26 protein-coding genes are annotated in these 22,792 nt (G+C 51.7%); 12 read left to right on the top strand and 14 right to left on the bottom strand.

Features of this window, described 5'->3' with window-relative positions:
* Positions 1-13: 13 nt before the first annotated feature.
* The 8 genes from BP727_RS04190 to BP727_RS04155 all read right to left on the bottom strand — a co-directional run bounded on the left by BP727_RS04190 (position 14) and on the right by BP727_RS04155 (position 7,489).
* Positions 14-1,120 (bottom strand): glycosyltransferase family 2 protein, encoded by a 1,107-nt coding sequence (locus BP727_RS04190; RefSeq protein WP_286857550.1) that lies wholly within the window; start codon positions 1,118-1,120, stop codon positions 14-16.
* Positions 1,121-1,134: 14 nt separating this feature from the next.
* Positions 1,135-2,085, bottom strand: coding sequence for a glycosyltransferase family 2 protein (locus BP727_RS04185; RefSeq protein WP_286857548.1), 951 nt, complete (start codon positions 2,083-2,085; stop codon positions 1,135-1,137).
* Between the two features lie 706 nt (positions 2,086-2,791).
* On the bottom strand, positions 2,792-3,769 hold the full coding sequence (locus BP727_RS04180) for an MBL fold metallo-hydrolase (RefSeq protein ID WP_273277938.1): 978 nt from the start codon (positions 3,767-3,769) through the stop codon (positions 2,792-2,794).
* 278 nt (positions 3,770-4,047) lie between these two features.
* Positions 4,048-4,320: a thioredoxin family protein gene (locus BP727_RS04175; protein WP_013718979.1), complete on the bottom strand. Its 273-nt coding sequence runs from the start codon at positions 4,318-4,320 to the stop codon at positions 4,048-4,050.
* Positions 4,320-4,784, bottom strand: a complete 465-nt coding sequence (locus BP727_RS04170; RefSeq protein ID WP_013718978.1) for an Lrp/AsnC family transcriptional regulator — start codon at positions 4,782-4,784, stop codon at positions 4,320-4,322. Before BP727_RS04170 ends, BP727_RS04175 begins: the two co-directional genes overlap by 1 nt.
* 2 nt (positions 4,785-4,786) lie before the next feature.
* Positions 4,787-5,752, bottom strand: coding sequence for a radical SAM/SPASM domain-containing protein (locus BP727_RS04165; RefSeq protein WP_273270959.1), 966 nt, complete (start codon positions 5,750-5,752; stop codon positions 4,787-4,789).
* A 39-nt stretch (positions 5,753-5,791) separates the two neighbouring features.
* Positions 5,792-6,820: an aspartate-semialdehyde dehydrogenase gene (gene asd, locus BP727_RS04160; RefSeq protein ID WP_013718976.1), complete on the bottom strand. Its 1,029-nt coding sequence runs from the start codon at positions 6,818-6,820 to the stop codon at positions 5,792-5,794.
* A 99-nt stretch (positions 6,821-6,919) separates the two neighbouring features.
* The gene (locus BP727_RS04155; RefSeq protein ID WP_273277937.1) at positions 6,920-7,489 is read right to left on the bottom strand and encodes a DapH/DapD/GlmU-related protein; all 570 of its coding nucleotides are present in this window, start codon (positions 7,487-7,489) and stop codon (positions 6,920-6,922) included.
* 417 nt (positions 7,490-7,906) lie between these two features.
* Between BP727_RS04155 and BP727_RS04150 the strand changes: the two genes are divergently transcribed.
* On the top strand, positions 7,907-9,151 hold the full coding sequence (locus BP727_RS04150; RefSeq protein ID WP_013718974.1) for an L-lactate MFS transporter: 1,245 nt from the start codon (positions 7,907-7,909) through the stop codon (positions 9,149-9,151).
* 143 nt (positions 9,152-9,294) lie between these two features.
* Here the strand turns inward: BP727_RS04150 and purF are convergent, their stop codons facing one another.
* The 3 genes from purF to BP727_RS04135 are packed head-to-tail and all read right to left on the bottom strand — an operon-like array spanning position 9,295 to position 11,117.
* Entirely contained in the window at positions 9,295-10,704 is a 1,410-nt protein-coding gene (gene purF / locus BP727_RS04145) for an amidophosphoribosyltransferase (RefSeq protein WP_013718973.1), read from the bottom strand.
* Between the two features lie 13 nt (positions 10,705-10,717).
* Entirely contained in the window at positions 10,718-10,888 is a 171-nt protein-coding gene (locus tag BP727_RS04140) for a 50S ribosomal protein L37e (RefSeq protein WP_013718972.1), read from the bottom strand.
* Between the two features lie 10 nt (positions 10,889-10,898).
* Positions 10,899-11,117: an LSM domain-containing protein gene (locus tag BP727_RS04135; RefSeq protein WP_048131937.1), complete on the bottom strand. Its 219-nt coding sequence runs from the start codon at positions 11,115-11,117 to the stop codon at positions 10,899-10,901.
* A gap of 91 nt (positions 11,118-11,208) precedes the next feature.
* Between BP727_RS04135 and BP727_RS04130 the strand changes: the two genes are divergently transcribed.
* The 11 genes from BP727_RS04130 to BP727_RS04080 all read left to right on the top strand — a co-directional run bounded on the left by BP727_RS04130 (position 11,209) and on the right by BP727_RS04080 (position 20,373).
* Complete coding sequence (locus BP727_RS04130) at positions 11,209-11,691, top strand: PUA domain-containing protein (protein WP_013718970.1); 483 nt, start codon at positions 11,209-11,211, stop codon at positions 11,689-11,691.
* 71 nt (positions 11,692-11,762) lie between these two features.
* A complete protein-coding gene (locus BP727_RS04125) occupies positions 11,763-12,506 on the top strand; it encodes an aspartate/glutamate racemase family protein (RefSeq protein ID WP_273270961.1) in 744 nt (247 codons plus the stop codon).
* Between the two features lie 336 nt (positions 12,507-12,842).
* Positions 12,843-13,412 carry a diaminobutyrate acetyltransferase gene (ectA, locus tag BP727_RS04120; RefSeq protein ID WP_273277936.1) on the top strand — a complete coding sequence of 190 codons (570 nt, stop codon included), beginning with the start codon at positions 12,843-12,845 and terminating at the stop codon, positions 13,410-13,412.
* Positions 13,413-13,424: 12 nt separating this feature from the next.
* Positions 13,425-14,777: a diaminobutyrate--2-oxoglutarate transaminase gene (gene ectB / locus BP727_RS04115; RefSeq protein WP_013718967.1), complete on the top strand. Its 1,353-nt coding sequence runs from the start codon at positions 13,425-13,427 to the stop codon at positions 14,775-14,777.
* Positions 14,774-15,235: an ectoine synthase gene (locus BP727_RS04110; protein WP_013718966.1), complete on the top strand. Its 462-nt coding sequence runs from the start codon at positions 14,774-14,776 to the stop codon at positions 15,233-15,235. Before ectB ends, BP727_RS04110 begins: the two co-directional genes overlap by 4 nt.
* On the top strand, positions 15,213-16,493 hold the full coding sequence (locus BP727_RS04105; protein WP_273277935.1) for a TIGR00300 family protein: 1,281 nt from the start codon (positions 15,213-15,215) through the stop codon (positions 16,491-16,493). Before BP727_RS04110 ends, BP727_RS04105 begins: the two co-directional genes overlap by 23 nt.
* A 338-nt stretch (positions 16,494-16,831) precedes the next feature.
* On the top strand, positions 16,832-17,725 hold the full coding sequence (locus BP727_RS04100; protein ID WP_157863680.1) for a hypothetical protein: 894 nt from the start codon (positions 16,832-16,834) through the stop codon (positions 17,723-17,725).
* Positions 17,722-18,000: a hypothetical protein gene (locus BP727_RS04095; protein WP_157863679.1), complete on the top strand. Its 279-nt coding sequence runs from the start codon at positions 17,722-17,724 to the stop codon at positions 17,998-18,000. The genes BP727_RS04100 and BP727_RS04095 overlap by 4 nt, the downstream gene beginning before the upstream one ends.
* A 64-nt stretch (positions 18,001-18,064) precedes the next feature.
* Complete coding sequence (locus BP727_RS04090) at positions 18,065-18,547, top strand: adenosine-specific kinase (RefSeq protein WP_013718962.1); 483 nt, start codon at positions 18,065-18,067, stop codon at positions 18,545-18,547.
* Positions 18,531-19,874 carry a dihydroorotase gene (locus BP727_RS04085; protein ID WP_273277934.1) on the top strand — a complete coding sequence of 448 codons (1,344 nt, stop codon included), beginning with the start codon at positions 18,531-18,533 and terminating at the stop codon, positions 19,872-19,874. The genes BP727_RS04090 and BP727_RS04085 overlap by 17 nt, the downstream gene beginning before the upstream one ends.
* A 40-nt stretch (positions 19,875-19,914) precedes the next feature.
* Complete coding sequence (locus BP727_RS04080) at positions 19,915-20,373, top strand: Hsp20/alpha crystallin family protein (protein WP_048131933.1); 459 nt, start codon at positions 19,915-19,917, stop codon at positions 20,371-20,373.
* A 58-nt stretch (positions 20,374-20,431) separates the two neighbouring features.
* Here the strand turns inward: BP727_RS04080 and BP727_RS04075 are convergent, their stop codons facing one another.
* From BP727_RS04075 to BP727_RS04070, 3 genes are all read right to left on the bottom strand, one after another.
* Entirely contained in the window at positions 20,432-21,658 is a 1,227-nt protein-coding gene (locus BP727_RS04075) for a DUF4139 domain-containing protein (protein WP_013718959.1), read from the bottom strand.
* A 261-nt stretch (positions 21,659-21,919) separates the two neighbouring features.
* On the bottom strand, positions 21,920-22,204 hold the full coding sequence (locus BP727_RS13565; protein WP_013718958.1) for a type II toxin-antitoxin system YafQ family toxin: 285 nt from the start codon (positions 22,202-22,204) through the stop codon (positions 21,920-21,922).
* Complete coding sequence (locus BP727_RS04070) at positions 22,201-22,437, bottom strand: hypothetical protein (protein WP_013718957.1); 237 nt, start codon at positions 22,435-22,437, stop codon at positions 22,201-22,203. The genes BP727_RS13565 and BP727_RS04070 overlap by 4 nt, the downstream gene beginning before the upstream one ends.
* Between the last annotated feature and the right edge of the window lie 355 nt (positions 22,438-22,792).

Here is a 22,792-nt window from a genome sequence, read left to right as displayed (position 1 = left end):
GATTCAAATTTATTCAATCAACGGGATTATTCAGCAATCTATGAGATATCTGCAACACTCTCTTCTCGATCTGCTTTTGATACGACATCTTTATGGCCTTTAGACAAGAAAAGTTAAATGAATATATAAAATTAATTGACCTTATGATAAAGACATCCAGCTTGTATGTGGTCAGTTGATCATCCGGAATCCTATCATCTAATGAACCAATCAGAAGGTGAGAATTTCCTTTAACAGGCGTGATTTCATCCGTTAAGCCATGCAACATGGCAAGCATCTTATTATATAAATATGCTATGCCATGTCTTGAGGCAAAGCCGAATGTTAGTATTTCTGTGATCAGCAAAGAAGGACCAAGCAGCAACAAACACTCTGTGGAGAGGTATTTTCTCAGGATTGTGTATCTTCCTTTCTCTAAATGGTATAGTTTTTTAGGTGACATTTTCAGAGTATAATCGTGCTTGACAGTCGATTGAGGGATATATAGTATTTTGAATCCGTTTAAATTGGCTCTCCACGACAAATCAGCATCATCATTATACATGAAGAATCTCTGATCAAAACCGCCAAGGCTTAAGTAGAGATCTCGTCTAATTGCAAAAGAGCAACCAGAGAATCCGCTAACCCGCGTTTTGCAGAATGGCATATCAATGGGACATCCCAATCCTCTGGTGAAAGTTAAGCCTGAGAAATGATTGATGGCGCCACAGGTATTGATAAGCTCACCGTCATATGTAAGGATTTTAGGAGTGGTGATGAGTTTATCCTCATTTCTTAATGGTTCGATGAGCTCTCTTAACCATCTCTCTTCCACAATGGTATCAGGATTGAGAATGACGATATATTTGCCAGATGCATATTTAACTCCTTCATTATTTCCTGCCCCATAACCAGCATTCTCCTGATTTTTGATCAGCCTGACATGGGGGTATTTTTCCTTCAGGATCTGGCAGCTATCATCTCTGGAATTATTATCGACTGCAATGATCTCATGAGGATAGTCCTGCCTCATGATAGATTCAATGCATGGTTCAATATAGCGACTGCTATTGTAAAGGACTATTATTATGCTGGCTAATTCGTCCCCGTCTCCGGCGTGCCCTCTCATTTGTCTCTCCATAGTGATCCTCTTAGCTAGTCCGCCTCCTTGTTTTGCCTTCCCTGCGCCATGAGCTCTCTTTTAAACTCGTGCATAACCCTCGAGAGTATATGGAGAACCATACCTGTGAGCGCGAGAAATGATCCCAGCAGCACAAGCAAGATCATTATTAAAGCAAGGCCGTATTGCAGGCTCCCTCCATGAGCAAAGGCTTGGAGGAATTCCAGCCCCATTAATATTCCTGCCGCCGCCATTACCAATCCTGGAATAGTGAAGCATATTAGAGGCTTTCGCAACTGCATGTCCTGCAAGACATTGATCAGTACCCTGAGTCCATGGACCACCGGGTTCTCTGAGGAGCAATTCACATCATAGCGCACCCCGATTTCTACCTCCTTTATGCGCAGGCCCGCAGAAGCAGCGTCGGCCAGCATCTCGCTCTCTATTGCCAGCCCCTTCTGTTCAAAACGGAATATCCCCTTGGTCGGGCCAGCAAAGGCCCGAAATCCGCTCTGGGTATCGGTTACTGATAGGCCACAGCCGATGTTGGTGGCCACATCCAGAACCTTCTGGCCCATTCGACGGTATATGGGCGTATCTCTCTTATTGCCATTGAGATAACGGCTGCCGTTGACCATATCCGCTTCTCCCCTTAATATGGGGCGTACCAGGCGAGGGATGTCAGCCGGATCGTGCTGTCCGTCGGTGTCGATGGTGACGATAACCGCATCGCCATTGAGCAAAGAAAAGCCCGTCTTGAGTGCTGCTCCCTTTCCCAGGTTCATTTCATGACGCAGCACTTGAGCGCCTGCCAGCGCTGCAACCTCAGCGGTTCGGTCGAGACTGCCATCATCTACTACTATCACCCGGTCAGCGTACTCGCGGGTGCGCAGGACGATGCTGCCTATTGATACCTCCTCGTTATAGGCAGGCAATATGGCTGTGATCTCCCCCACCAAAGTCTCCACTCCATCCTTGCTATGCAATAATAATAAAATTGGCCAGTACTGCATTACGATACGGCCAATAGGTTCTGTAATATTCTGGCAGCATAATCAGCTGGCTATTGCAGGGTACAAGGAATATAAAAATGCTTTGGGCTATCATTTTCGTATGTGTTTAGCTTCTCCAAATTAGCATCAATAGACCTATTTCATGATTTCTCGCATGGCCTGTTCCAAAAATCCAATTTCAAATGACTTCTGCCAAGGATGTCGTTTTTCCTTCTCGCAAATGAAGTTGGATGGCACCACTCAATTGACCAAAATCGACAGCTATAGAATGATTATCGGGGAGATAAACACATAGTCATTTTGGCTCCTCGCTATACAGTATAGGTGAACTTGAATCGCAAATTCGTTGCATCTTTGCGCCTCTGTGGTGAACCGCTATTCTCTGACCCAACCACAGAAACACAGAGGGACAGAGGCTATAATTTCTGCTGGGCCCATCCACATAATTCAGCGAAGAGCCGTCATTTCCTATAGCATAAGCTATTGCACCAGTGCCTCCTATCATCGAATCAATTCAGCTGCTGGCATGGGTCATATACGATATCGATGTAGGTAATAATTGTATATACAATCGGGGAAACTGGATAAGCAGCTTGCTTTAAAAAGTTTAGGAATCAGGAGTATGTATTGAATGGATAATATGAATGCAATTCATTCAATTCTTTTCATACCTATGATCTCACTTTACATACTCCTCGATCAGATCAAGACAGGTCGTATCCATGCCGCATTGCTGCAGATAGTGAGCCAAAAGGCTTGCCCTCTCGCTGGCCGGATGGTAGACCAGGAGCTTCCGGGGCGATATATGCTCTATCATCCTCATCAGTCCCCGAAAGTCCAGATGGTCGCTGAGCTGGATGGTGGGGTAATGACTATCCCTTCGCCCGGTTAAAAAGTACTTATTTCTTCCCGGAACCTGATAAAGGCTCCAGGGTGTGACCACATTAAAGCCGCTACCGTTAATCGGGGTCAGGGGTCCTGCCACCTCCTTCATCAATTCCTGTGTCAGGGCCAGGCACTTCTCGTCCATGCCGATCTCATCCTTGTAGCCCATGGCCCTCATCAGAGCCACAGCTCTCTGGGCTTTGCCGAAGGCATAGGCCCCGAAGCTCGCCCCCTCCTCCAAAGCCTCATAAAATCCGGCCAGATCATCCTCGAAGATGCAGGAGGGATCATAGGGATCGCCATAGTTGGCCTCGGTGACCAGATAGTCGCAGCGAGGAAGGTGATGGTAGTCCTTAACATCCCCTGTGACCAGCACCCTCTCCCCGGTCTCCGTCTGCCAGGAGAAGGCAGAGGAGCCTATGGTGTGGCCGGTGGGATGGGTGTTAATCCTGACCTCATCCACCATGATGCTCTCGCCCACCTCAAAGGTTCGGCCCATGTACTCCCGGCCATAACGAATCTCCAGAGCGCGGGCCGTTTGGACGGAAGCCACCGCTCTTGGCGAGTTCATGGCCGACTTGCCATAGTGATCGCTATGGGCATGGGTGATGAGATAGGCATCCGGCTGGGTGCAGGCCTTGGGAGCGCGGCTGGTATCTATGGAGAATAGATGGGTATCGAAGCGAATGGCGAGGTGGGGCGCACAGCTGCCGCGGCTGTTGATCCTTCTGACTGGCTCAATTCCGCCCTTCGATTTGCCGCCTTCCTGCATCCTCTTTGTCCCTCCTCTTCCCTAAGCTTAGAAGATGTCGCTTTTTTCAAATAATATCGATGCTAATTAAGCTGGGACCCTGGGAAGGTCTCCTAAATCTAGCAGGCTCCTCGCTATTTGGCATGGGTAAATTTGAATTGGAGATTCTCTGTGTCTCTGTGCCTCTGTGGCGAACCGTGGTGCACTGACCCAACCACAGAGACGCAGAGGAACAGAAGCTATATTCTCTGCCAGACCTCACCCACATAATTCAGCGAAGAGCCGTCCAGCATCTTATATTACTCTAAGGACTTGTTGATGGCATCGGCCAGCTCCTTCTCAGAGGCGAGCCCCATCCATCTATTGATCTCTACGCCATCTCTCTCCAGTATCAATGTGGGCACCACAAATATGCCCTTCTCCATGGCCAGGTCTCCCTCCCGGTCAACATTGATCTTCTTGAAATCAGCCACATCCTTCATCTTCTCGGCCAATGCCTCGAAGATGGGACCCTGCTGCTTGCACGGCCCGCACCAGTCTGCATAAAAGTCCATCAGTATTGGCTTTGTCATTATTCCTCCTCTTCACACATTATATCGAATTTGACTCCGATCTTAAATATCCTGCCCGTGGGGAGAACAAGCATCCTTCGCCCGGTGCTTTTTCTGATCTCCTCCAGCACCTCTTGAATGCGCTCCTCAGTTGCTGAGACGGTAAACCACATATTGTAGCCGCTCTCATTTGGCCGGAGGTAGTTATGAGAGACTTCTTGGTACTGATTAACGAACTCAGCCAAACCATCCGCTTCTTCTGGGGAAACCTGAAGAGCGGCCAGAATTCCGCTCCGTCCCAGCCTGCGCAGGTCGAGGATGGGGCCGATCCTCCTCACTAGCCCCTCTTTTTGCAGACCGTCCAGCCTTTCAATGACCTCCTTCTCCTCAAGGCTTAAGAGTCCTCCCAGATCCTCGAAGGGTTTGGGAGTCAGAGGGAATCCCACCTGAACCAGGGAAAGCAGCCGAAGATCGATCTCATCCATCCTTATGCCTCCAGGCGGCATGAAGGATCGGACTGCAGATAATCCCCAGTCAGGGCATAGGCCCGGGCCCGGCAGCCGCCGCAGCTTCGGGAAAATTCGCACCGGCCGCATTTTCCCTTCAGCCTTCCCTCACGCAGGGCTTGAAGCTCGGGAGAGTTCTCCCATATCTCTATAAAATTCTTTTCCCTGACGCTTCCGACCCGGAGAGGAAGATAGCCGCAGGGATAGACCTCACCCTTGCGGGATACGAATACAAACCTCCTTCCGGCAAGACATCCTCCGCTTCCTCTTCCATGACCCGGCTTCTTCAAGCGGGCGTACTGGGGAGCGCAGGTGACCTGCACCTCCAATGTCCTTCGATCCATCTCTCCCTCGATCTGGCGGAGCATCTCCTCCTGCCGCACGGGAGTGATGACGTCCTCCTCCCTTCCCCTGCCCGTAGGTACCAGAAAGAAGATGTGAAGCGCTGCTGCACCCAGCTTCTCCGCCAAGTCGAAGATCCGGATGAGCTCGGATTGGTTCTTCTGGGTGACTGTGAAGTTGATCTGGAAGTCGACCCGGCCGCGGAGATTCTCTATCCCCCTAATCGACCGCTCGAAGCTCCCCTGGCCCCGGCCATGGTCGTGCATTGCTGCGTCCGCTCCATCCAGGCTAATGCTCACCCGTGATACCCCGGAGTCGGCAATCTCCTCTGCCAGCCCCGAGGTTATCAGGGTTCCGTTGCTGGCCAATGAGACCCGGATGCCAAGAGATACGGCAAGCCTGATGATTTGAAATAGGTCGGGCCGCAGCAGAGGCTCTCCCCCGCTGAGGATGAGCATCGGCTTCAGGGGAGCAATGCTCTCTACGAACCTTTTGGCCTCATCTGTGTCCAACTCGCCCTGGTCCGGCTCATGAGAGGCAGAAGCGCGGCAATACCGACAGGATAAATTGCAGGCGGCCGTCAACTCCCAGGCTATTATCAACATGTTTCGATCAGAGCATACTGCTTTTCAAATGCCGCCAATTTAGAGCAGTCCTTTCTTTACCAGAAGCTCGGCATTGAGTATGCTCGCCCCTGCTGCTCCGCGCACGGTATTGTGGCCCATGCAGATGAACCTGATTCCTGAGCGGATCCGACCCACGGAGACGGACATCCCGTTGCCCCGCATGCGGTCCAGCCTGGGCTGGGGCCGGTCGGGCTCATCCTTGACGATGAGCGCCTTCTTGGGCGATGTGGGCAGATCATCGAGGCCCGGATCGAAGTCCAGCATGGCCTGTCTCACCTCTTCTGGGGTGGGGTTATCTCTCATCTTCACCCAGAGGGCCTCGGTATGGCCGTCCATCACCGGAACCCGATGGCAGCTTGCGCTTATGGAGAAGTTGGCGTTGATGATCCTCTCCCCGTCAAAATGGCCCAGGATCTTCTGGGGCTCGGTCTCACACTTCTCCTCCTCCCCGCCGATATAGGGAATGACATTTCCCAGTATCGCCATGGATGGCACTCCCTCATAGCCTGCTCCGCTCACCGCCTGCATGGAGGCCATATGCACGCTCTCTATCCCGAACTTCATCAGGGGCTTGAGAGGAAGGGTGAACATGATGGTTGTGCAGTTGGGATTGGTGGTGAGGAATCCCTCCCAGCCCCTCTTCTCCCTTTGCACCTTTATTATATCCAGATGTTCGTGGTTGCACTCCGGTATGAGAAGGGGGACATCCTCCACCATGCGATATGAGCTGGTATTGCTGGCCACAGCACAGCCAGCAGCAGCAAAGGCAGGCTCGACGGACATGGCATCGGCAGCGGGAAGAGCGGAGAAGACTATATCGGCATCCACCTCTCTCGGGTCGACATTGACCACCGTCATCTCTGCTATGTCATCGGGAAGCTCGCTCTCCAGACGCCATTTTGCCGCCTCGCGGTACTTCTTGCCCGCGCTCCTCTCCGATGCGGCAAGGCTGGTGAGCTCAAACCAGGGATGGCTCTTCAGTCCTTCTATGAAACGCTGTCCAACGGCACCGGTGGCACCTAAGACGCCTGCTTTGATCTTGGCCATTATAAATCACCTAAATTCTGATGGGGACTTAAGCTAGGGATGTATATATTTATTGTCCGGATGATAAAGCAAAAAAAGTTCTGGGTTTTCAGGGGGAACTCACTGCCCCACGCAGGACTTCCTCCGAATGCCATAGCTTTTAGCGAACTCGCAGTTTACCTCCACCACCTCCTCATTGAAGTCCTTGAGGCTCTCCGGCACGCGGCCAAGAGCATCCGCCTTCTCCTGAGTATCGACGACTTTACCGTGGGGCACAAAACTGCCCTCCGCCAGTGTGACGCCTATGACTGCTGCCAGGTGGCCGACAAAGCATTTCTTTCCCAGGGTTGAGGCGTGAACCACGGAGTTGAAGCCCACAAAACACTCGTCTCCCATCTTGATGGGCCCATGAATGACCGCTCCATGGGCGACGGAGACATTCTCTCCCAGCTCGATGGAGCTTCCCTTGAGGCCGTGAAAGACGGCGCTATCCTGGATGTTGCATTCATCACCAATGATTATGGGGCTGGCTTCATCCGCCCGCAGGGATACGGATGGAGCGATATAGACATCTTTGCCGACGCGCACATCGCCTATGATCGTCGCCGACTCATCCACATAGGACGAGGAATGTATCTGGGGCATGATCTCAGTGCTATTCCATGAGGTTCTGCAATTGGCCTTGAGCATATTTACCACCTTTTCGCATATTCACCATTCACCTTAAAAGAGATTGCCATTAACGACGATTGCAAAAGGAGCTATATGTCATCGTAGATATTGATTAATATAGTGTCTCCTGAAGGTGCGTCATATTCTGATCATTAGAATACATATCGAATCCGATTGTCAATAGTGCTGTCCATTTTTGCGATATGTGCAATATTATAATCTATAATCCAGACAATTGCCGCTAATTTTAAATATAGGGGGGGGCAAAATAGATTCAAAGCCATTGAATAATCCTTCGAGGGTGATGAGGGGGATAAGGAGGTAAGCAAGAGGACGAGTGCAAAGTGATATACAAATTTGCAATGATTACATTCATTCAAAGTATTGTTTGATGATTATTGATATTTAGATGTATTCAGTGAGGTGAATTAAATTATGGTTCAGAAGGACCCGCCCGGCGGGCGGTGGTTGTTTGTAATTCTAGGCACCATAATCATGTTATGCCTTGGTAGCGTTTATTCATGGTCTGTCTTCGTCAATCCTCTGACTGCTCACTTCGCGGCAATGGGTCAGACTGTATCAGCGAGCGAAGTACTATTGCCGTTTTCAATCTTCCTGTTTGTATTCTCTGTTGCCATGGTCTTTTCCGGAAAGTATATCGAAAAATACGGGCCTCGCAAGATGGCTATGCTGGGTGGAATCATATGCGGATTGGGCTGGTTGCTGGCATCCATGTCCAGCTCAACCTCTATGCTCATCCCCACTTACGGCATCGTCGGAGGCCTTGGGGTGGGAATTGCCTACGGCTGTCCGGTTGCAGTATCAGCCAGATGGTTCCCCGATAAAAGAGGTCTCGCGGTAGGCCTAACTGTGCTTGGATTCGGCTTTTCGGCTTTCTTCACCGCCAATATCGCCACATACCTAATAGAGGCATTCGATGTCATGAGCACATTCCGGTTCTTTGGAATTGCGTTCATCATAATCATCACCCTCTGCTCAATGCCATTGGTCTTCCCGCCAGCAGGATACAAACCAGCGGGCTGGAACCCTCCGGCGCCCAAACCAGGCGCAGCAGTGACATGCGAGTTCAAGCGCGAACAGATGCTCAAGTCCACCACATTTTACGGTCTCTGGCTCTGCTACTTCATAGGATGTGTGGCAGGATTGATGGCCATAGGCATATCTAAACCGGTGGGCCAGGAGGTAATCCTGATTGAATCTGGACTGGCTTCCATGCTGGTGGGATTCTTCGCCATATTCAACGGTGGTGGCAGACCTATATTTGGAACGCTGACGGACAAGATCACCCCCAGAAATGCTGCCATAGTGTCATTCGTACTGATCGGCCTGGCATCATTGATGATGTGGCAGATGGCTGTGCCTGGTGCAACCACGATCTACATTGTGGCATTTGCCATTCTGTGGATGTGTCTGGGAGGCTGGCTGGCCATAGCACCCACGGCAACGGCAAGCTTCTTTGGCACCTGTGACTATCCCAGGAACTACGGCGTCGTCTTCCTAGCATATGGTATCGGTGCCATCGTAGGACCACAGCTGGCTGCAGCGATAAAGGAGATGTCTGGAAGCTATGTGGGCGTATTCCCCTATGTCGCCCTTCTGGCCGCTTTGGGAATAGTGATAGCCTTCACAATGCTGAAGCATCCAAAACCGCCAGAGTAGCTGATTTAACCCATTTAGAATCAAGTAATCCGATGCAAGAGGATGCTGCTGCAGCCATCCATCCTCTTGCCATGATCTTTTTTCCCAATAATCGAAAGAGGAAATTCAGCTAGAAGATGATCACCAATCCAGATACCTTGTATCTAGTCCAGATATTCCGAGAGCCTTGTCTGCTCCGCCAGACACTTCTCTCCAGGTATCGGGACCGGGTACAGGCCGGTCAGGCATCCCATGCACAGGTTCTCCTTGGGTATGCCCACTGCATCCACCAGCCCCTCGTGGCTTACATAGCCCAGTGAGTCGGCTTCTATTACCGCCTCCACCCCTGCAACCGTCTTATGGGCGGCGATCAGCTCATCCCGGCTGGCCATGTCTATTCCTAGATAGCAGGGGGCGAGGATGGGGGGGCTGCCTATGCGGACGTGCACCTCCTGGGCTCCGGCCTTGCGGACCATGTTCACTATCCTCCGGCTGGTGGTGCCGCGTACAATGGAGTCGTCTACCAGGATAAGCTTATGCCCCTCGATGTTCGGCCGGATGGTGTTCATCTTCAGGCGCACCGCCGTCTCCCTCATGTTCTGATCGGGCATGATGAATGTTCGGCCAATGTAGCGATTTTTCATCAGGCACTCCCGGTAGCTTATGCCGGAATGCTGGTGGTAGCCCACGGCCAAAGTTATTCCTGAGTCGGGGATGGGAGTGACGGTGTCCGCACAGGCGGGATGCTCCCGAGCCAGGTTGGAGCCGATGTTCACCCGCACATCATAGATCAAGCGGCCATCCATAATGCTATCAGGCCGGGCAAAGTAGATGTACTCGAAGATGCAATGAGCCGGCCGGGTGGAACGGGCCAGTTGATAGGACTTCATCTCGCCGTTCCTTATCACTATCAACTCGCCTGGCTTGACATCCCTTACCAACTTCCCGTTTAGTGTATCTATGGCCACGCTCTCCGAAGCCACCATGAACCCTGAATCGATCTCTCCGATGCAGAGGGGTTTGATTCCCAGCGGATCGCGTAGCGCAAGGACAGTGTCCCCCCAGAGAAATACCAGGGAATAAGAGCCCACGATCTTTCTCATCAGGGCGCGGGCTGCTTCCGGCAGGTCATAGTGAAGGAGCTCTTTGACAAAAAGGTGAGCGATCACTTCGGTGTCTGAGGTGGAGTAGAATATGTCCCCTGCCTCCTCCAGCTGCTCTCTGAGCTGTGTGGAGTTGACCAGGTTACCATTATGGGCGGTGGCTATGGCACCGTCCTTATATTTCACTAAAAGAGGTTGGCTGTTCTCTATGCAGGATCGGCCGCTGGTCGCATATCGGACATGGCCGATGCCAACATGTCCGCGCAGAAGGGCGATCTGGGCATCGTCGAAGACCTCCGAGACCAAGCCCATGGCCCGGTGGGTGCGAATGGATTTGCCATCATGCACTGAGATGCCAGCAGCCTCTTGCCCCCTATGCTGCAGAGCATAGAGGGAGTAATAGATGGATTTGGCTGCGCCATTGGCAGTCTCATTTAATGAGATCCCTACAACGCCGCAGGCATCGTGCAAATTTCGCCTCTCTCTAGTAGTCCGCTTTTCTCATCCACTTATGGCTTCTGAGCTTTGCTGAGTTGCCAAAGCCGCATTGAACGCAAACCTTTCTCTTGAAATTAAACGAGATGCTACCACATCGCCGGCATCTTATATGCGAGCTCTTGTGGCGCTTACCCATTGAAGGAGTACCCTTGGTCATCTAAAACACCTCAAGGTGAAATATAAACTACATTGTCTCCGCGCACGATTACCGTACCGATGTTACGGGCAACCGCCCCTTCTGCTACTTCTTCCGTTTTATCCATCACCAGGTTCATGTGGATATCATAACCCTGAAGCTCTCCCCGGAAGACTCTTCCGTCCTTGAGCTTAACTATGACGGGCCCATTCAGTGATTCATTCAGAATATCAAGCGGTCTCTGACCCATTAATCCTCTCTCCAGCATTGATAACCGCAAAAGGCTACGGTTTCCAAACTTGCTCGTTGCATATTTAAACCTATCGGGATATCCACAGCATATGAAGATTAAATCCAGGCACCACCTCAAAGGAAGCGATGCCAGGAAGGTTGTAGCATGCATTGAGCCATTCCTGGATGACTCATCTGTCCTGCGCAAAGCATCCCTGGAGAGGGCGGTCAGCGACGAGGGTCTTGATCTTATCTTCGTGAACGGCCGACCTCTAATGATGATTGTGGATGATGAGCCCTTCTTCACCGTTCTGGGGGCCATCGATCTGGGGCCCAGCAAGAGACTGGTGGTGGTGGATTCAGGCGCCGTTAGGTTCGTGGTGAACGGGGCGGATATCATGAAGCCGGGAATAGTCACAGCTGACCCGGAGATCGCCCCCGGAGACCTGGTGGTGATAGTAGAGGAGAGGCATAAGAAGCCTCTGGCCATTGGACGGGCACTGGTCGCTGGGACGGAGATGAAGGGGGAGGGAAAAGCGGTAAAGTCACTCCACCACGTGGGGGACCTTATCTGGAAGGGTCTGGAGGGCTGAGGCAAAGGTCGCCCGAACAGATGCATGTAACATTGGAGCTGGGCAGATGATTAAAGTCAAGGGTATTAATAATGATTTATAAAGCTAGATCAGGACAAGCCAGCTACGGCGAAGCTATCGGCATCCTCCTTTTGGACTGCTTCACTCCCTTTATTCCAGGGGATGTGGCCAATGCCACCACCTACTGCTTTCCCGTGCGATTCCAGAAGGTTGAGGGTCTAACGACGAGAAGAGCACTTGGAAAAGATCGGACGGCCTTTGAGCTGCTCCACACAGCGGCAGAAGAACTGGTCAGCCAGGGTGTCAGAGCCATTACCGGAGATTGCGGATTTCTTGCCATTCATCAGAGGAGTCTTGCTGCGGTCCTCGATGTCCCCGTCTTCCTCTCAAGCCTCCTTCAGATTCCCTTTATATTCAGCATCCTTGGTCGCGACCAAAAGGTGGGGATCATAACCGCCGATTCGAAGAGCCTGGACGAAACCCTCCTTGAGGCTGTTGGGATCAGTTCAGGCGAGCGTCTGGTGATAAGGGGTATGGAGGACCGAGAAAACTTCTCAAAAGCCGTTATCGAGGAGACTGGATTCCTCGACTCGGAGAAAGTTAAAAGGGAGGCATTATCTGTCGCCAGTGAAATGGTCGAGGAGGAGCAGAATGTCCGTGCCATCCTGCTGGAATGTAGCTGTCTTCCTCCTTATGCAAGGGCGATTCAAAAGGCGATCGAACTCCCTGTCTTTGATTACATTACAATGATTAACTATGTCCACTCGGCGCTCGTCAAGGAGAGTTTTGAGGGTAAGATCAGATCGGAGGCATAATCGGCACAAGTAACTGCGCTACCTCTTTGGGCACCGGTCTTATTACCATTCTTATCTTCATATCATCTTAATTAGAATCATCCAAAGGATTCAATTTTTTGATCTTTGCCAGGAAATATGCTAAATTTAATTTGCATTAACTACAAGTAAATTGAAAAAATCCAAACATTTAAGGCAGATCAATTTAAACAAAGATAATTGCAGAAGCATCAGGCCCTGTCAGCATCACTGAGGGCAACGGATGCATTATGCACAATAGCAGGTACAGCTCACCCTGAAAAATATGGGAGTAGACAGCATCCATAGTTCCGGATTTACCATCCTGGAGGTGAATAGATGAAGCAGTTATCAAAACGACTGCAAGAAGCCAGATCCATGAAGAGCGATCAAGGATCTTCGGATAGCGAAGATGTGGGTCGGCTGAAGTTTCGAAAGCCCAGGCTCAATGATGGAGCCAGGATATCTGAGCTTATCAGGTCTTGCAAGCCGCTGGATATCAATTCAACCTACTGCTATCTCCTGCTCTGCCGTGACTTTGCTGACACATGCGTTGTCGCTGAAGAGGGAGGGGAGATCGTAGCATTCCTTTCAGGCTACCGACCACCGGACCGATGGGACGTCTTCTTCATCTGGCAGATTGCTGTAGATGTCGATTCCAGGAATAGAGGCATCGCAAAACGGATGCTATTTGATGTATTGAATAGGCCTTCGACGAGAGACTGCCGATATATCGAGACGACGATATCGCCGTCGAATGAGGCATCAAAGAGGCTCTTCAGGGGGCTTGCACAAGAGCTAGACGCTCATTGTGATGTTTCTGATTGCTTCTCTGAATCTGATTTCGGGGATTTTGATCACGAAGCAGAATGTCTGTTCAATATAGGGCCGTTCAAGATGAACGGATGAGGTGACACTATCATGAAGGATACTAGGATGGAAGCGGAAAAAGAAGGAAATGAGAATGATATTAGCATGGTGAATAATCATGAGTCAGAAGTTCGAAGCTACTGCCGTCGCTTCCCGGTGGTATTCACCAAAGCCAAAGGAGCCACCATCGAGGACGAAAAAGGACGTGAGTATATTGATTTCCTGGCAGGTGCTGGTGCCCTCAACTATGGCCATAACAATCCAGCTATCAAGGAGAAGCTGCTCGAATACATAGAGTCGGACAAGATAGTCCACAGCCTCGACCTCGTGACGGAGGCAAAGCAGGCCTTTATTGAGACCTTCGACTCCCTGATCCTCAAGCCAAGAGGCATGAGGTACAAGATGCAGTTCACCGGACCGACCGGAACGAACGCTGTCGAGGCTGCGATGAAGATTGCTCGAAACGTCACGGGAAGGTCGACCATCATCTCCTTTACGAATGGCTTTCACGGCGTGACCCTCGGATCGGTCGCCGCAACCGGAAACAGCTATTTCAGAGACGCATGCGGCATACAGCTGCATGGCACGACATTTATGCCCTTCGATGGCTATATGGGTGAAGAGGTCGATACAACCGAGTACCTGGATAAGGTGCTAACAGACAGAAGCAGCGGCCTTGACCAGCCGGCGGCAGTGATTGTCGAGACGATCCAAGGCGAGGGCGGAATAAATGTAGCAACTTCAGAGTGGCTGAGATCTCTGGAGAGGATCTGCCGAAAGCACGGTATCCTCCTGATCATCGACGACATCCAGGTAGGATGTGGAAGGACAGGGACTTTCTTTAGCTTCGAGGAAGCTAAGATCTCACCAGATATCATTATCCTCTCAAAGTCGCTAAGCAGTTACGGCATACCCTTCTCTATGGTCCTGATGAAACCAGGTATTGATCAATGGAAACCCGGCGAGCACAACGGAACGTTTCGGGGAAATAACCTGGCTTTCGTCACCGCGAGAGCGGCGATTGAAGAGTACTGGAGTGATGCCTCGTTCTCAAGGAAAGTGAGAATGAAAGGTGAATTCGTCAGGGAGCACTTTGATAAGCTGGTTGACCTCGACGATACGGGAACGCTCTCTGCCCGTGGCCGGGGGATGGTCCAGGCTCTCGATTGCAGGACGGGTGAGATTGCATCTATGATCTCCCATGTCGCATTTGAGAAGGGTTTGATAATAGAGACATCTGGGGCAGAGGACCAGGTCCTCAAGTTTCTGGCACCGCTCACGATAAGCGACCACGAGCTCGATAAGGGCCTGTCCATACTAGAAGAGAGCATAAGAGATGTGATGGAAAAAATGCGTCTTAAAGCGACGAGAAAGATGGATAGCGATATCGAGGTTCTGGCATGATATTAAGAAATCTCGAGGACGCCGAGAGGTCCGATCGGAGGGTAGTCGCCGAGAACTGGGAGAGCGTCCGTCTCCTGCTGAAGGGGGACTGTATGGGATTCTCTTTCCACATAACAACCATCTATCCGGGGACGGAGACCCACATCTGGTATAAAAACCATCTCGAATCTGTCTACTGCATCGAAGGAGAAGGAGAGGTGGAAGTCCTGGATGGAACAGATGACGGTGGTGTGGCAGATGCCGTGCGAATTGGTGAGCCGGGGGGTGTCGAACAAGCATGCGTGATCTATCGAATCGCACCCGGGACTATCTATGTGCTTGATAAAAACGACCGCCACATCCTTAGAGCGAAGACCACAATGAAGCTTGCATGCGTATTTAATCCACCCCTAAATGGAAGGGAGATCCATGACGAGGACGGCGCCTATCCGCTCGATGGAGAGGAGATTGCAGGATAATTCTATTGTGGGTGGGGTTATGAGAGAGCTTGCTGAGATCGAGATGAATGGCCATCTCATTGATTCGCAAATGCTTGCTAAAGTATTGGATAAGATCATGGATATGGGGGGTGAGTTCGAAATCAAGAACTTCCGCATAGGCCTAAAGAAGAATGACACCAGCTATATCCAGATAACTGTCGCCGGCGAGGATGGGTATCATCTGGACCGCATACTCCTGGAGTTGCATGCCTTGGGAGCCCGGATGGTGGAGATGGTGGATGTCAAGACCGAGATTGCGCCAAGGGATATGGTTGTGCCTCGCGGATTTTACTCGACCACCAATCATCCCACCTATGTGCGCTACCAGGGTACATGGGTAGAGGTGGAGCACAACCACATGGACTGTCTGGTGGTGCTGGAGGATGGTAGGGCCATTTGCACGCCCATCGGCCATATCAAGAAGGGCGATCGGGTGGTCATAGGTACCGCCGGGGTCAAGGTAGTTCCGCCGGAGAGGCCACGCCAAAAAACGTACTTCGAATTCATGTCCAATGATGTCAGTTCAGAGCGGCCCAGCTGCGAGCTGGTGCGGCAACTGGCTGAAGAGATCGTGCGCACTAAAAAGGCAGGCGGAAAGATCGCCGTGGTCTGCGGTCCGGCGTTAGTGCATACTGGGGCTGCGCCCTCGCTTGCCTGGCTGATTCGAGAGGGCTACATCGACGTTCTTCTGGCTGGAAATGCCGTAGCGGTCCATGATATCGAGCGGCAGCTATTTGGCACCAGTCTCGGGATGAACTGCGAGGGAAATGCCATCTCCGGAGGGCATCGAAATCACCTCTATGCCATAAGCGAGATTATGGCCAGCGGATCCATCAAAAACGCCATAGCCGAGGGCAAGCTCAAGGGCGGCATAATTTACGAGGCTATCAAGAAAGGCATTCCTTGCATCCTGGCGGGCTCCATTCGTGACGACGGCCCACTTCCAGAGGTTATAACGAATACGGTGGAGGCCAAGTATGCTATGGATAAGGCACTGCAGGGTGTGGAAATGACCATTATGCTTGGGACAATGCTGCACTCCATTGCGGTGGGCAATCTTTTACCATCCTTCGTAAAGACTATATGCATCGATATCAACCCTGCCACGGTGACTAAGCTCATGGACAGAGGTTCTGCCCAGGCAATTGGACTCGTTACGGATATTGGTATCTTTCTCCCCCAGCTAGTTAAGGAGATAGATGGACAAGAAGCCCACCATGAAAATTTATTAAAATAGAATCGATGTTCTCTTCCTCAAGATCATATCTGATGCCTTATACTGGGAGTTGTGCAAATAATAGGAGGAGGATTGAGAACGATACCGGCGCAGCAACCAGTCTTGTCTCCTCTCATAAACCAGTTATGGACAAAGCATTATATGGTCAGAAAGGGGATGATAAACGATGAAGACGCAAAGGACCATCGAATGATCTTTGTGCAGCATTGGCAAAGAGACTCAAACCGTCTCTGGCAAATCCGCGCTCTGCATCAGGGACTGAGATAATCGGAGGGAAAAGCTATAAAGCCATTGCAGCATTTTGGCCACATGAAACAGAAGACAGGAGGAGGAATGAGATGGAAGAGATTGGAAAGTTGATAGGAAAAGGCTTTGGCATCTGGAAGAAGAACCTCAACCTTTGCGTTCCCTTTATATTCAGCGGTTTCGCCTCGATCCTGATCGTCGCCGCATTTTTTATCGCCATGTTCCTGGCTGCAATGCCATTTCTGGGTGAAGACTGGACTCATTTGGAGGATTTAGAGGATGCTGAGGTGATGGAGGGGTTATTTGCCGGGATGGACTGGCAGGATTTTCTCCCCATATTAATCCTCTTCCTGGGCATGATTGTGGTCCTCTCATTAGTGGGATCGTACTTCAATGCCGGAGCTATAGGCATGGCCAGGCAGGCTCTTGTGGAGGGCAAATCGAGAACGTCAGCCATGTGGTCCGCTGGAAGGAAGCACTTTTGGAATATGTTTCTCTTGAGCCTCATCATGGGATTGGCGACGATGGCCGGGCTCATCTTCCTCCTCCCCGGTATGGGGCAGCTTACTCTAGCCTTATCCGGAAATCTTGACAATCTCGAGGGGCTGGGAATGATCCTGGCTGGATTTATGCTGTTCATCCTCTATGCCCTAATCCTGTCAGTCATATTAGCCCTTGCACCTTATGCTCTGGTGCTGGAGGGCGCAGGGCCGGTGCAGGCCATAAGGGCAGGAATAGATTTCTTCCGCTACAACAAGTTCGACGTCCTGATTCTGTGGCTGGTGGTGATGGCTCTATCCGTGGTCTTGCAGATGATTGGCAGCTTAATCTCCTCGGGAAACGAGGTGGCATATCAGCTGCTGTCATTGGCCACCAGTCTGGTGAGTCTGCTCGTCTTAGCCCCCCTGGCCAATCTCTGGTGGACAAGGCTTTATATGGTCCGTAAGGGTATGCTCAAAGAGGAAGAGGTGAAAGATCCTTGGTGAATTTTCCCAGTTTGAGCTATTCGGCGATCATCCTGCGCTTTCGGCAGTATGCACTGATTCAGCAGGCAGCCATTGCCGCGGCTTTTGTGCTGCTGATTTATATTCCATACTCTTATTTTCTGTTGAGAATGAGCTTCACAGAATCCATTGCCATGGCGGTCTATTCTGCTGTGCTCTTTATGGCTATATACTATCTAACATCCAGGTTCATCCTGAGGAAGACCAGAAAGCTGGCCGTTCAATCTCATGGGCCTAAGAAGGGCCTGAGAAAATAGGCGGGCTTCTCAGACCAAAGTATAAGTCCTGACAGCGGCAATAGTGATCCTCGAAGGGTTGAATATGGAACTTAAGGTCGTAAAGATGGAAATCCCTGAGGGATCGAATCTGGTTTTAGGACAGAGCCATTTCATAAAGACGGCAGAGGACCTCTACGAGGCTATGGCAGGAACCGCCCCCGGGGCAAAGTTCGGCATAGCATTCTCTGAGGCCAGCGGCGACTGCCTGGTACGCTCAGAGGGAAATGACTTGGAGCTGGTCGAGGCGGCAAAGAAAAACTCTCTGTGTTTGGCTTGCGGCCATACCTTCGTGCTGCTGATGAATGGGGCTTTTCCGATAAACGTTCTCAATGCCATCAAATCCATCCAGGAGGTCTGCGGCATATTCTGCGCTACTGCCAACCCCCTGGAGGTGGTGGTGGCCGAGACCGATCTCGGACGAGGGATCATGGGCGTGATCGACGGCTTCGTGCCCAGGGGCGCTGAGAACGACCAACAGGTGGAAGAGAGACGCCTCTTGCTCAGGAGGTTTGGATATAAACTTTGATCTGGCGGTATCAAACGGCTTGGTCTATACAAATAACGGGCTGAAAAGCATCGATATCTGGATCAAAGAGGGGAGGATCGCTGCCCTGGGCGGCCCGCACCGGGCGGCAGAGAAGATCGATGCTCAGGGAATGCTGGTCCTGCCGGGATGCATCGATGCTCATGTCCACTTTCGTGATCCCGGGCCAAGCTACAAAGAGGACTGGCTCTCCGGATCAACAGCCTCAGCCGCGGGAGGGATCAGCACGGTCATCGACCAGCCGAACACCGATCCGAGGACCCTAGACCGCATCTCATTCGAGATGAAGCTGGAGCGGGCGCGAGCCAGCTCCGTGGTGGACTACTGCATCAATGGCGGTCCGGGCAAGATCGAGGAGCTGAAGAAGGCAGGAGCCCAGGCTATCGGGGAGATATTCTGCTATGAGCACAGCGATCCTGAGATTGTTCGGATTCTCGCCGAGACGAGGAGATTGGGGTTGCTGGCTACGATTCATGCTGAGGATGGCTCTATTATTAAAGAGATGGCAATGGCCCTATCCAGCCGGCAGGATCCTGAGGTTCACTCCCTCGCCCGGCCGGTGGAGGCGGAGGTTCAGGCCATTGAGAAGGTCTCAGGCTGGTCGGACCGTCTGCATATCTGCCACATAAGCAGCGGCCAGGGACTGAATCTGATTGAGAGGACCAGGCAGGAATGGACAAGAGAGGAGACTGTTGCAGCCGAGCCAAAAAGTGCAGCTCATAATAATGCCAACTCGAGACTGACCTGCGAGGTCACCCCTCATCATCTCCTTCTCAATGTCAAGGATTATAAAAAGCAGGGGTCATTGCTGAAGATGAATCCACCCCTGCGGGGTAAGGCAGACAGCGAACGGCTCTGGGAGGGGCTGAGGACTGGCAGCATCGATATTTTAGCCTCGGATCATGCACCCCATCTCCCGGAGGAGAAGGGAGAGGACATCTGGGAGGCACCAGCAGGGGTCCCTGGGGTGGAGACCATGCTGCCGCTTATGCTTTTCGCTGTGAGGAGAAATCTTCTCCGCCTGGACCGATTGGTGGATGCCCTGGCCACCAGGCCGGCGAGGATCTTTGGCCTGGCTGGAAAAGGAGCTATTAAAGTGGGAAAGGATGCCGATCTGGTGATAGTCGACCCCAAGAGGGTGGCGGAGATAAGGGCCGATCGACTGCACAGCCGGGCGGACTGGACCCCCTATGAGGGGATGAAGGCCATATTTCCCAGGATGACGATCATAAGGGGCAGTGTGGTCTGGGATGATGATCTGGCGGTCGGACCAGGCTACGGACGCTTCCAGGGAGCGCAATTGCAGTGAATGCAAAAGGTTTTATGAGAACAGAGCGCTATTTTAAGTTATGAGATCCGATTCTTCAGGCACCAGTGATCTGGAACGCATGATCGGCAAAGCCGCAGTCGAGGCGGCGAGAATGTCCAGCCAGGCGAGCCAGGCGGCGAAGAAGATCCTGGGCGATGTGACGGGCGAGATATCTGAGACGAAGAGCCTTGACCGCGCACCTCTTGACCTCATAGATGCTGATGTAGAGCTGATCGCTCTGGTGGCCCTGCCCGGCGCCAGCAAGGATATGATCGACCTGAGGGTGACCGAGGACAGCCTGTATGTCGACGCCAAGGCCAGTCCCAGGGAGGGCCGATATCTGCGCCAGGAGCTCAATTCCATAAGCCTAAAAAGGGAGATCAAGCTGCCGGCGGAGGTCAAGCCAGAGCAGGTGCGGGCAATGTTCAAGGACGGCATCCTGGAGGTGCATCTTCCGAAATTGGTAGTGGTAAATGCTCAGAAGGTCCAGGTGGATTAACGCTGCTGTCCACTGGCCGATCAATTTTTTTTTTGCAGAAAAAAGAGAGAGGTCTGGTTTAGTATTCTCTGTCCAGACTCTCTGTCGTCTTCACCTGATAGGTGTAGTTGATTGACATCTCCTGGCGGGGCATGACCTCCAGCTTCCACTTCAGGGTGGTGGCAGTTCTCTCATCGGGCTCGGGGGAGACTGAGATCATCACCGCCTCCTGAGGAACAGTGTCCGTTACCTCCAAATCTGCAGTCCGGTCCAGGTTGCTCTTGATCGAAAGGTGATAGGTCCAGGCCTGTCTGATCTCCTTGACGGTGCGGTTACCCTCAGGCGTGCTTATCGCTTTGATCTCTTCGGTCTTGTTATAGTCGGAGAGCTTTTTCTCCAGCTTCAGATCGGCAGAGGTGCCCACCACAATGGAGGCGTTGGTGCCGGCAGGAGTATAAGGCATCTGGATGGTGGAGACATATTCGCCATTGCGGTAGAGCATGGCCTTCCCCTCGGGCCAGGGATTTTCCAGGGTGTTATTGATACGGACCTCCTCATCTGCCGGACCCTCAGACTGCCGGCTGGCATCCCAGGTATAGATCCTCACCAGGGGTGACTCCTTCTCAAAGAGGGGGAATCCGATCTCCTTGTCCATTGCCAGGTCCTTTCGTCCTTCCAGCTCGAAAATATAAAGGGTCTCCAATTCGCCCGTGGCCGGAAGATCCGGGGCGGCTTCATATGCCACCTCTTCCATCGCATACGCCATTTTGGCATCTGCCGCACCTGCGCTTCTGGGTGCAGCAGGATAGGCATGCACCTCTGGAGAGAGACCGGCCACCAGCTTGAGGCGCACGTTCTTCAGGTCCTCTCCTCCCCGGTTGCTCACCACAGCATTGGACTTCACCAGCACCTGATCCTCGCTGAGGTGCAGGTCGTATATGGGCTTCCAGGTGGCAGAGCTGTACATGAGGTAGCTCAGATCGAATCTCTGCGATCCAGCGGACGATATGTTCAGGGTATAGATGGGATCTGACTCGTAGACCACCCTATCGGTGGTGGCATTGCTCACCGAGAGAAGGACAGAGCCGAAATCGGCCTTATCCGGAACATTGACCACGAACTTGTGAGCTCCCTCGGTCACATCCAAAAGTCCCGTCCTTTTAACTGCCATCAGGCCGTCAGGATAGATGGTGACGGAATCCACGGGCAGGGTAATGGCGGTTGTGGCCTCGACTTCGCTCGCCTCCTGCGAGGCCGAGGCAGGAACGCATAACAACAGCACTAGAATAATTGCATAGGGCTTCATAAGAACACCTCATTCTTAATGAGTGGTAAAGAGTATTAGCTTTTTCTCAAATGACTTCCATCTCTTAGACCAATCTTCCGGTAGGCGCAGAAAATATCAACCCTGGAATCGCTGATCATCAAGCCCCACTCTGCGCTGGGCGGCTAGGCCCCAGGCCCGTGAATCCCAGGCTGGCCAGAGACGCTGCCAAGAAAAGAGCAGATCCTGCGGCAGAGATACTAAAAAGAAATCGACTGCAGAGCCTGAGGCGAAGTCACATGGTCAATATACCTCTTGGTGAGTTCCCATCGAGACAAGAAGTACGTCATCCGCCCCTGAATCAGGATTCTTCAAGAACATGAAGAGAATACGATTATCGTAATCTATACTGCAGGCCCACATCCTCTCCAATTGCCCTTTCAATTTATGAGAATGCAGCTCAGGATGAAAAGGGTCCTCAGCCAGGAGGCGCAATGCCTTCTCAACCTTCGGCAAAATATCCGGCCTCTGTTTGACAATTCTTTTGAGGGCTCGGCGGAAGGCTTTGGCCCAGATGAGCCGCCTCACTCTCTCAAATCCTCTTCGAGATCCTTCAGGAGGTCATCCACAGTACCCGTATGAACCTCGCCTCGCCCGCAGGCTTCCAAAGATTCTTTCATATCTGCAACCAGGCGTTCTCGACGCTGCTCAATGATGCGTTTATTGATAATCTCCACAAGCATTTCCCGATCTTCGATGGGCAGAGCCTCTAAAGTCTCGATAAGCTCCTGAAAGCCGGGCTTTGCCATTACTTCGCTCATTGAAACCACCCATCACAACTGATTGTTATCATTTAGATGCAGCAAGTAGTTTACTGCGTTCCCCTTATTTATTATATTCGATTTGCTTTGGATAAAATATCCAGCCCGTTGCCTCCGCGCAGCTGCGCATCACGAGCGCTCGCCCGGCCCACCCGTCCTGCCCGATCCTGTCAAGCCAGCTCTGCCGCAGGGCGTGATGTTGCTGCTTTTCACCGTATACCCAAGCGTTCCTTAATTGCTCGGACATCGGCCTGTACCTGCCTGAGATTGTCAGCATATCCGGGCTGGATATCATCCCTCAAGCCCTTGATCTTTCCCAAGACATTAGATATAGCGCCAGTGATTGCCTTTATTT

It is taken from the genome of Methanosaeta sp. UBA356 (genome assembly GCF_002496465.1).
Lineage (GTDB): Archaea > Halobacteriota > Methanosarcinia > Methanotrichales > Methanotrichaceae > Methanothrix > Methanothrix soehngenii.
This window is presented reverse-complemented; position numbering and strand designations above follow the sequence as displayed.

Bases quoted from the DNA above. Each gene is read 5' to 3' on its own strand.
- BP727_RS04190 (WP_286857550.1), bottom strand. From the start codon at position 1,120: ATGGAGAGACAAATGAGAGGGCACGCCGGAGACGGGGACGAATTAGCC.
- BP727_RS04180 (WP_273277938.1), bottom strand. From the start codon at position 3,769: ATGCAGGAAGGCGGCAAATCGAAGGGCGGAATTGAGCCAGTCAGAAGG.
- BP727_RS04175 (WP_013718979.1), bottom strand. From the start codon at position 4,320: ATGACAAAGCCAATACTGATGGACTTTTATGCAGACTGGTGCGGGCCG.
- BP727_RS04170 (WP_013718978.1), bottom strand. From the start codon at position 4,784: ATGGATGAGATCGATCTTCGGCTGCTTTCCCTGGTTCAGGTGGGATTC.
- BP727_RS04165 (WP_273270959.1), bottom strand. From the start codon at position 5,752: ATGTTGATAATAGCCTGGGAGTTGACGGCCGCCTGCAATTTATCCTGT.
- asd (WP_013718976.1), bottom strand. From the start codon at position 6,820: ATGGCCAAGATCAAAGCAGGCGTCTTAGGTGCCACCGGTGCCGTTGGA.
- BP727_RS04155 (WP_273277937.1), bottom strand. From the start codon at position 7,489: ATGCTCAAGGCCAATTGCAGAACCTCATGGAATAGCACTGAGATCATG.
- BP727_RS04150 (WP_013718974.1), top strand. From the start codon at position 7,907: ATGGTTCAGAAGGACCCGCCCGGCGGGCGGTGGTTGTTTGTAATTCTA.
- BP727_RS04140 (WP_013718972.1), bottom strand. From the start codon at position 10,888: ATGACCAAGGGTACTCCTTCAATGGGTAAGCGCCACAAGAGCTCGCAT.
- BP727_RS04135 (WP_048131937.1), bottom strand. From the start codon at position 11,117: ATGGGTCAGAGACCGCTTGATATTCTGAATGAATCACTGAATGGGCCC.
- BP727_RS04130 (WP_013718970.1), top strand. From the start codon at position 11,209: ATGAAGATTAAATCCAGGCACCACCTCAAAGGAAGCGATGCCAGGAAG.
- BP727_RS04125 (WP_273270961.1), top strand. From the start codon at position 11,763: ATGATTTATAAAGCTAGATCAGGACAAGCCAGCTACGGCGAAGCTATC.
- ectA (WP_273277936.1), top strand. From the start codon at position 12,843: ATGAAGCAGTTATCAAAACGACTGCAAGAAGCCAGATCCATGAAGAGC.
- ectB (WP_013718967.1), top strand. From the start codon at position 13,425: ATGAAGGATACTAGGATGGAAGCGGAAAAAGAAGGAAATGAGAATGAT.
- BP727_RS04110 (WP_013718966.1), top strand. From the start codon at position 14,774: ATGATATTAAGAAATCTCGAGGACGCCGAGAGGTCCGATCGGAGGGTA.
- BP727_RS04105 (WP_273277935.1), top strand. From the start codon at position 15,213: ATGGAGAGGAGATTGCAGGATAATTCTATTGTGGGTGGGGTTATGAGA.
- BP727_RS04100 (WP_157863680.1), top strand. From the start codon at position 16,832: ATGGAAGAGATTGGAAAGTTGATAGGAAAAGGCTTTGGCATCTGGAAG.
- BP727_RS04090 (WP_013718962.1), top strand. From the start codon at position 18,065: ATGGAACTTAAGGTCGTAAAGATGGAAATCCCTGAGGGATCGAATCTG.
- BP727_RS04080 (WP_048131933.1), top strand. From the start codon at position 19,915: ATGAGATCCGATTCTTCAGGCACCAGTGATCTGGAACGCATGATCGGC.
- BP727_RS04075 (WP_013718959.1), bottom strand. From the start codon at position 21,658: ATGAAGCCCTATGCAATTATTCTAGTGCTGTTGTTATGCGTTCCTGCC.
- BP727_RS04070 (WP_013718957.1), bottom strand. From the start codon at position 22,437: ATGAGCGAAGTAATGGCAAAGCCCGGCTTTCAGGAGCTTATCGAGACT.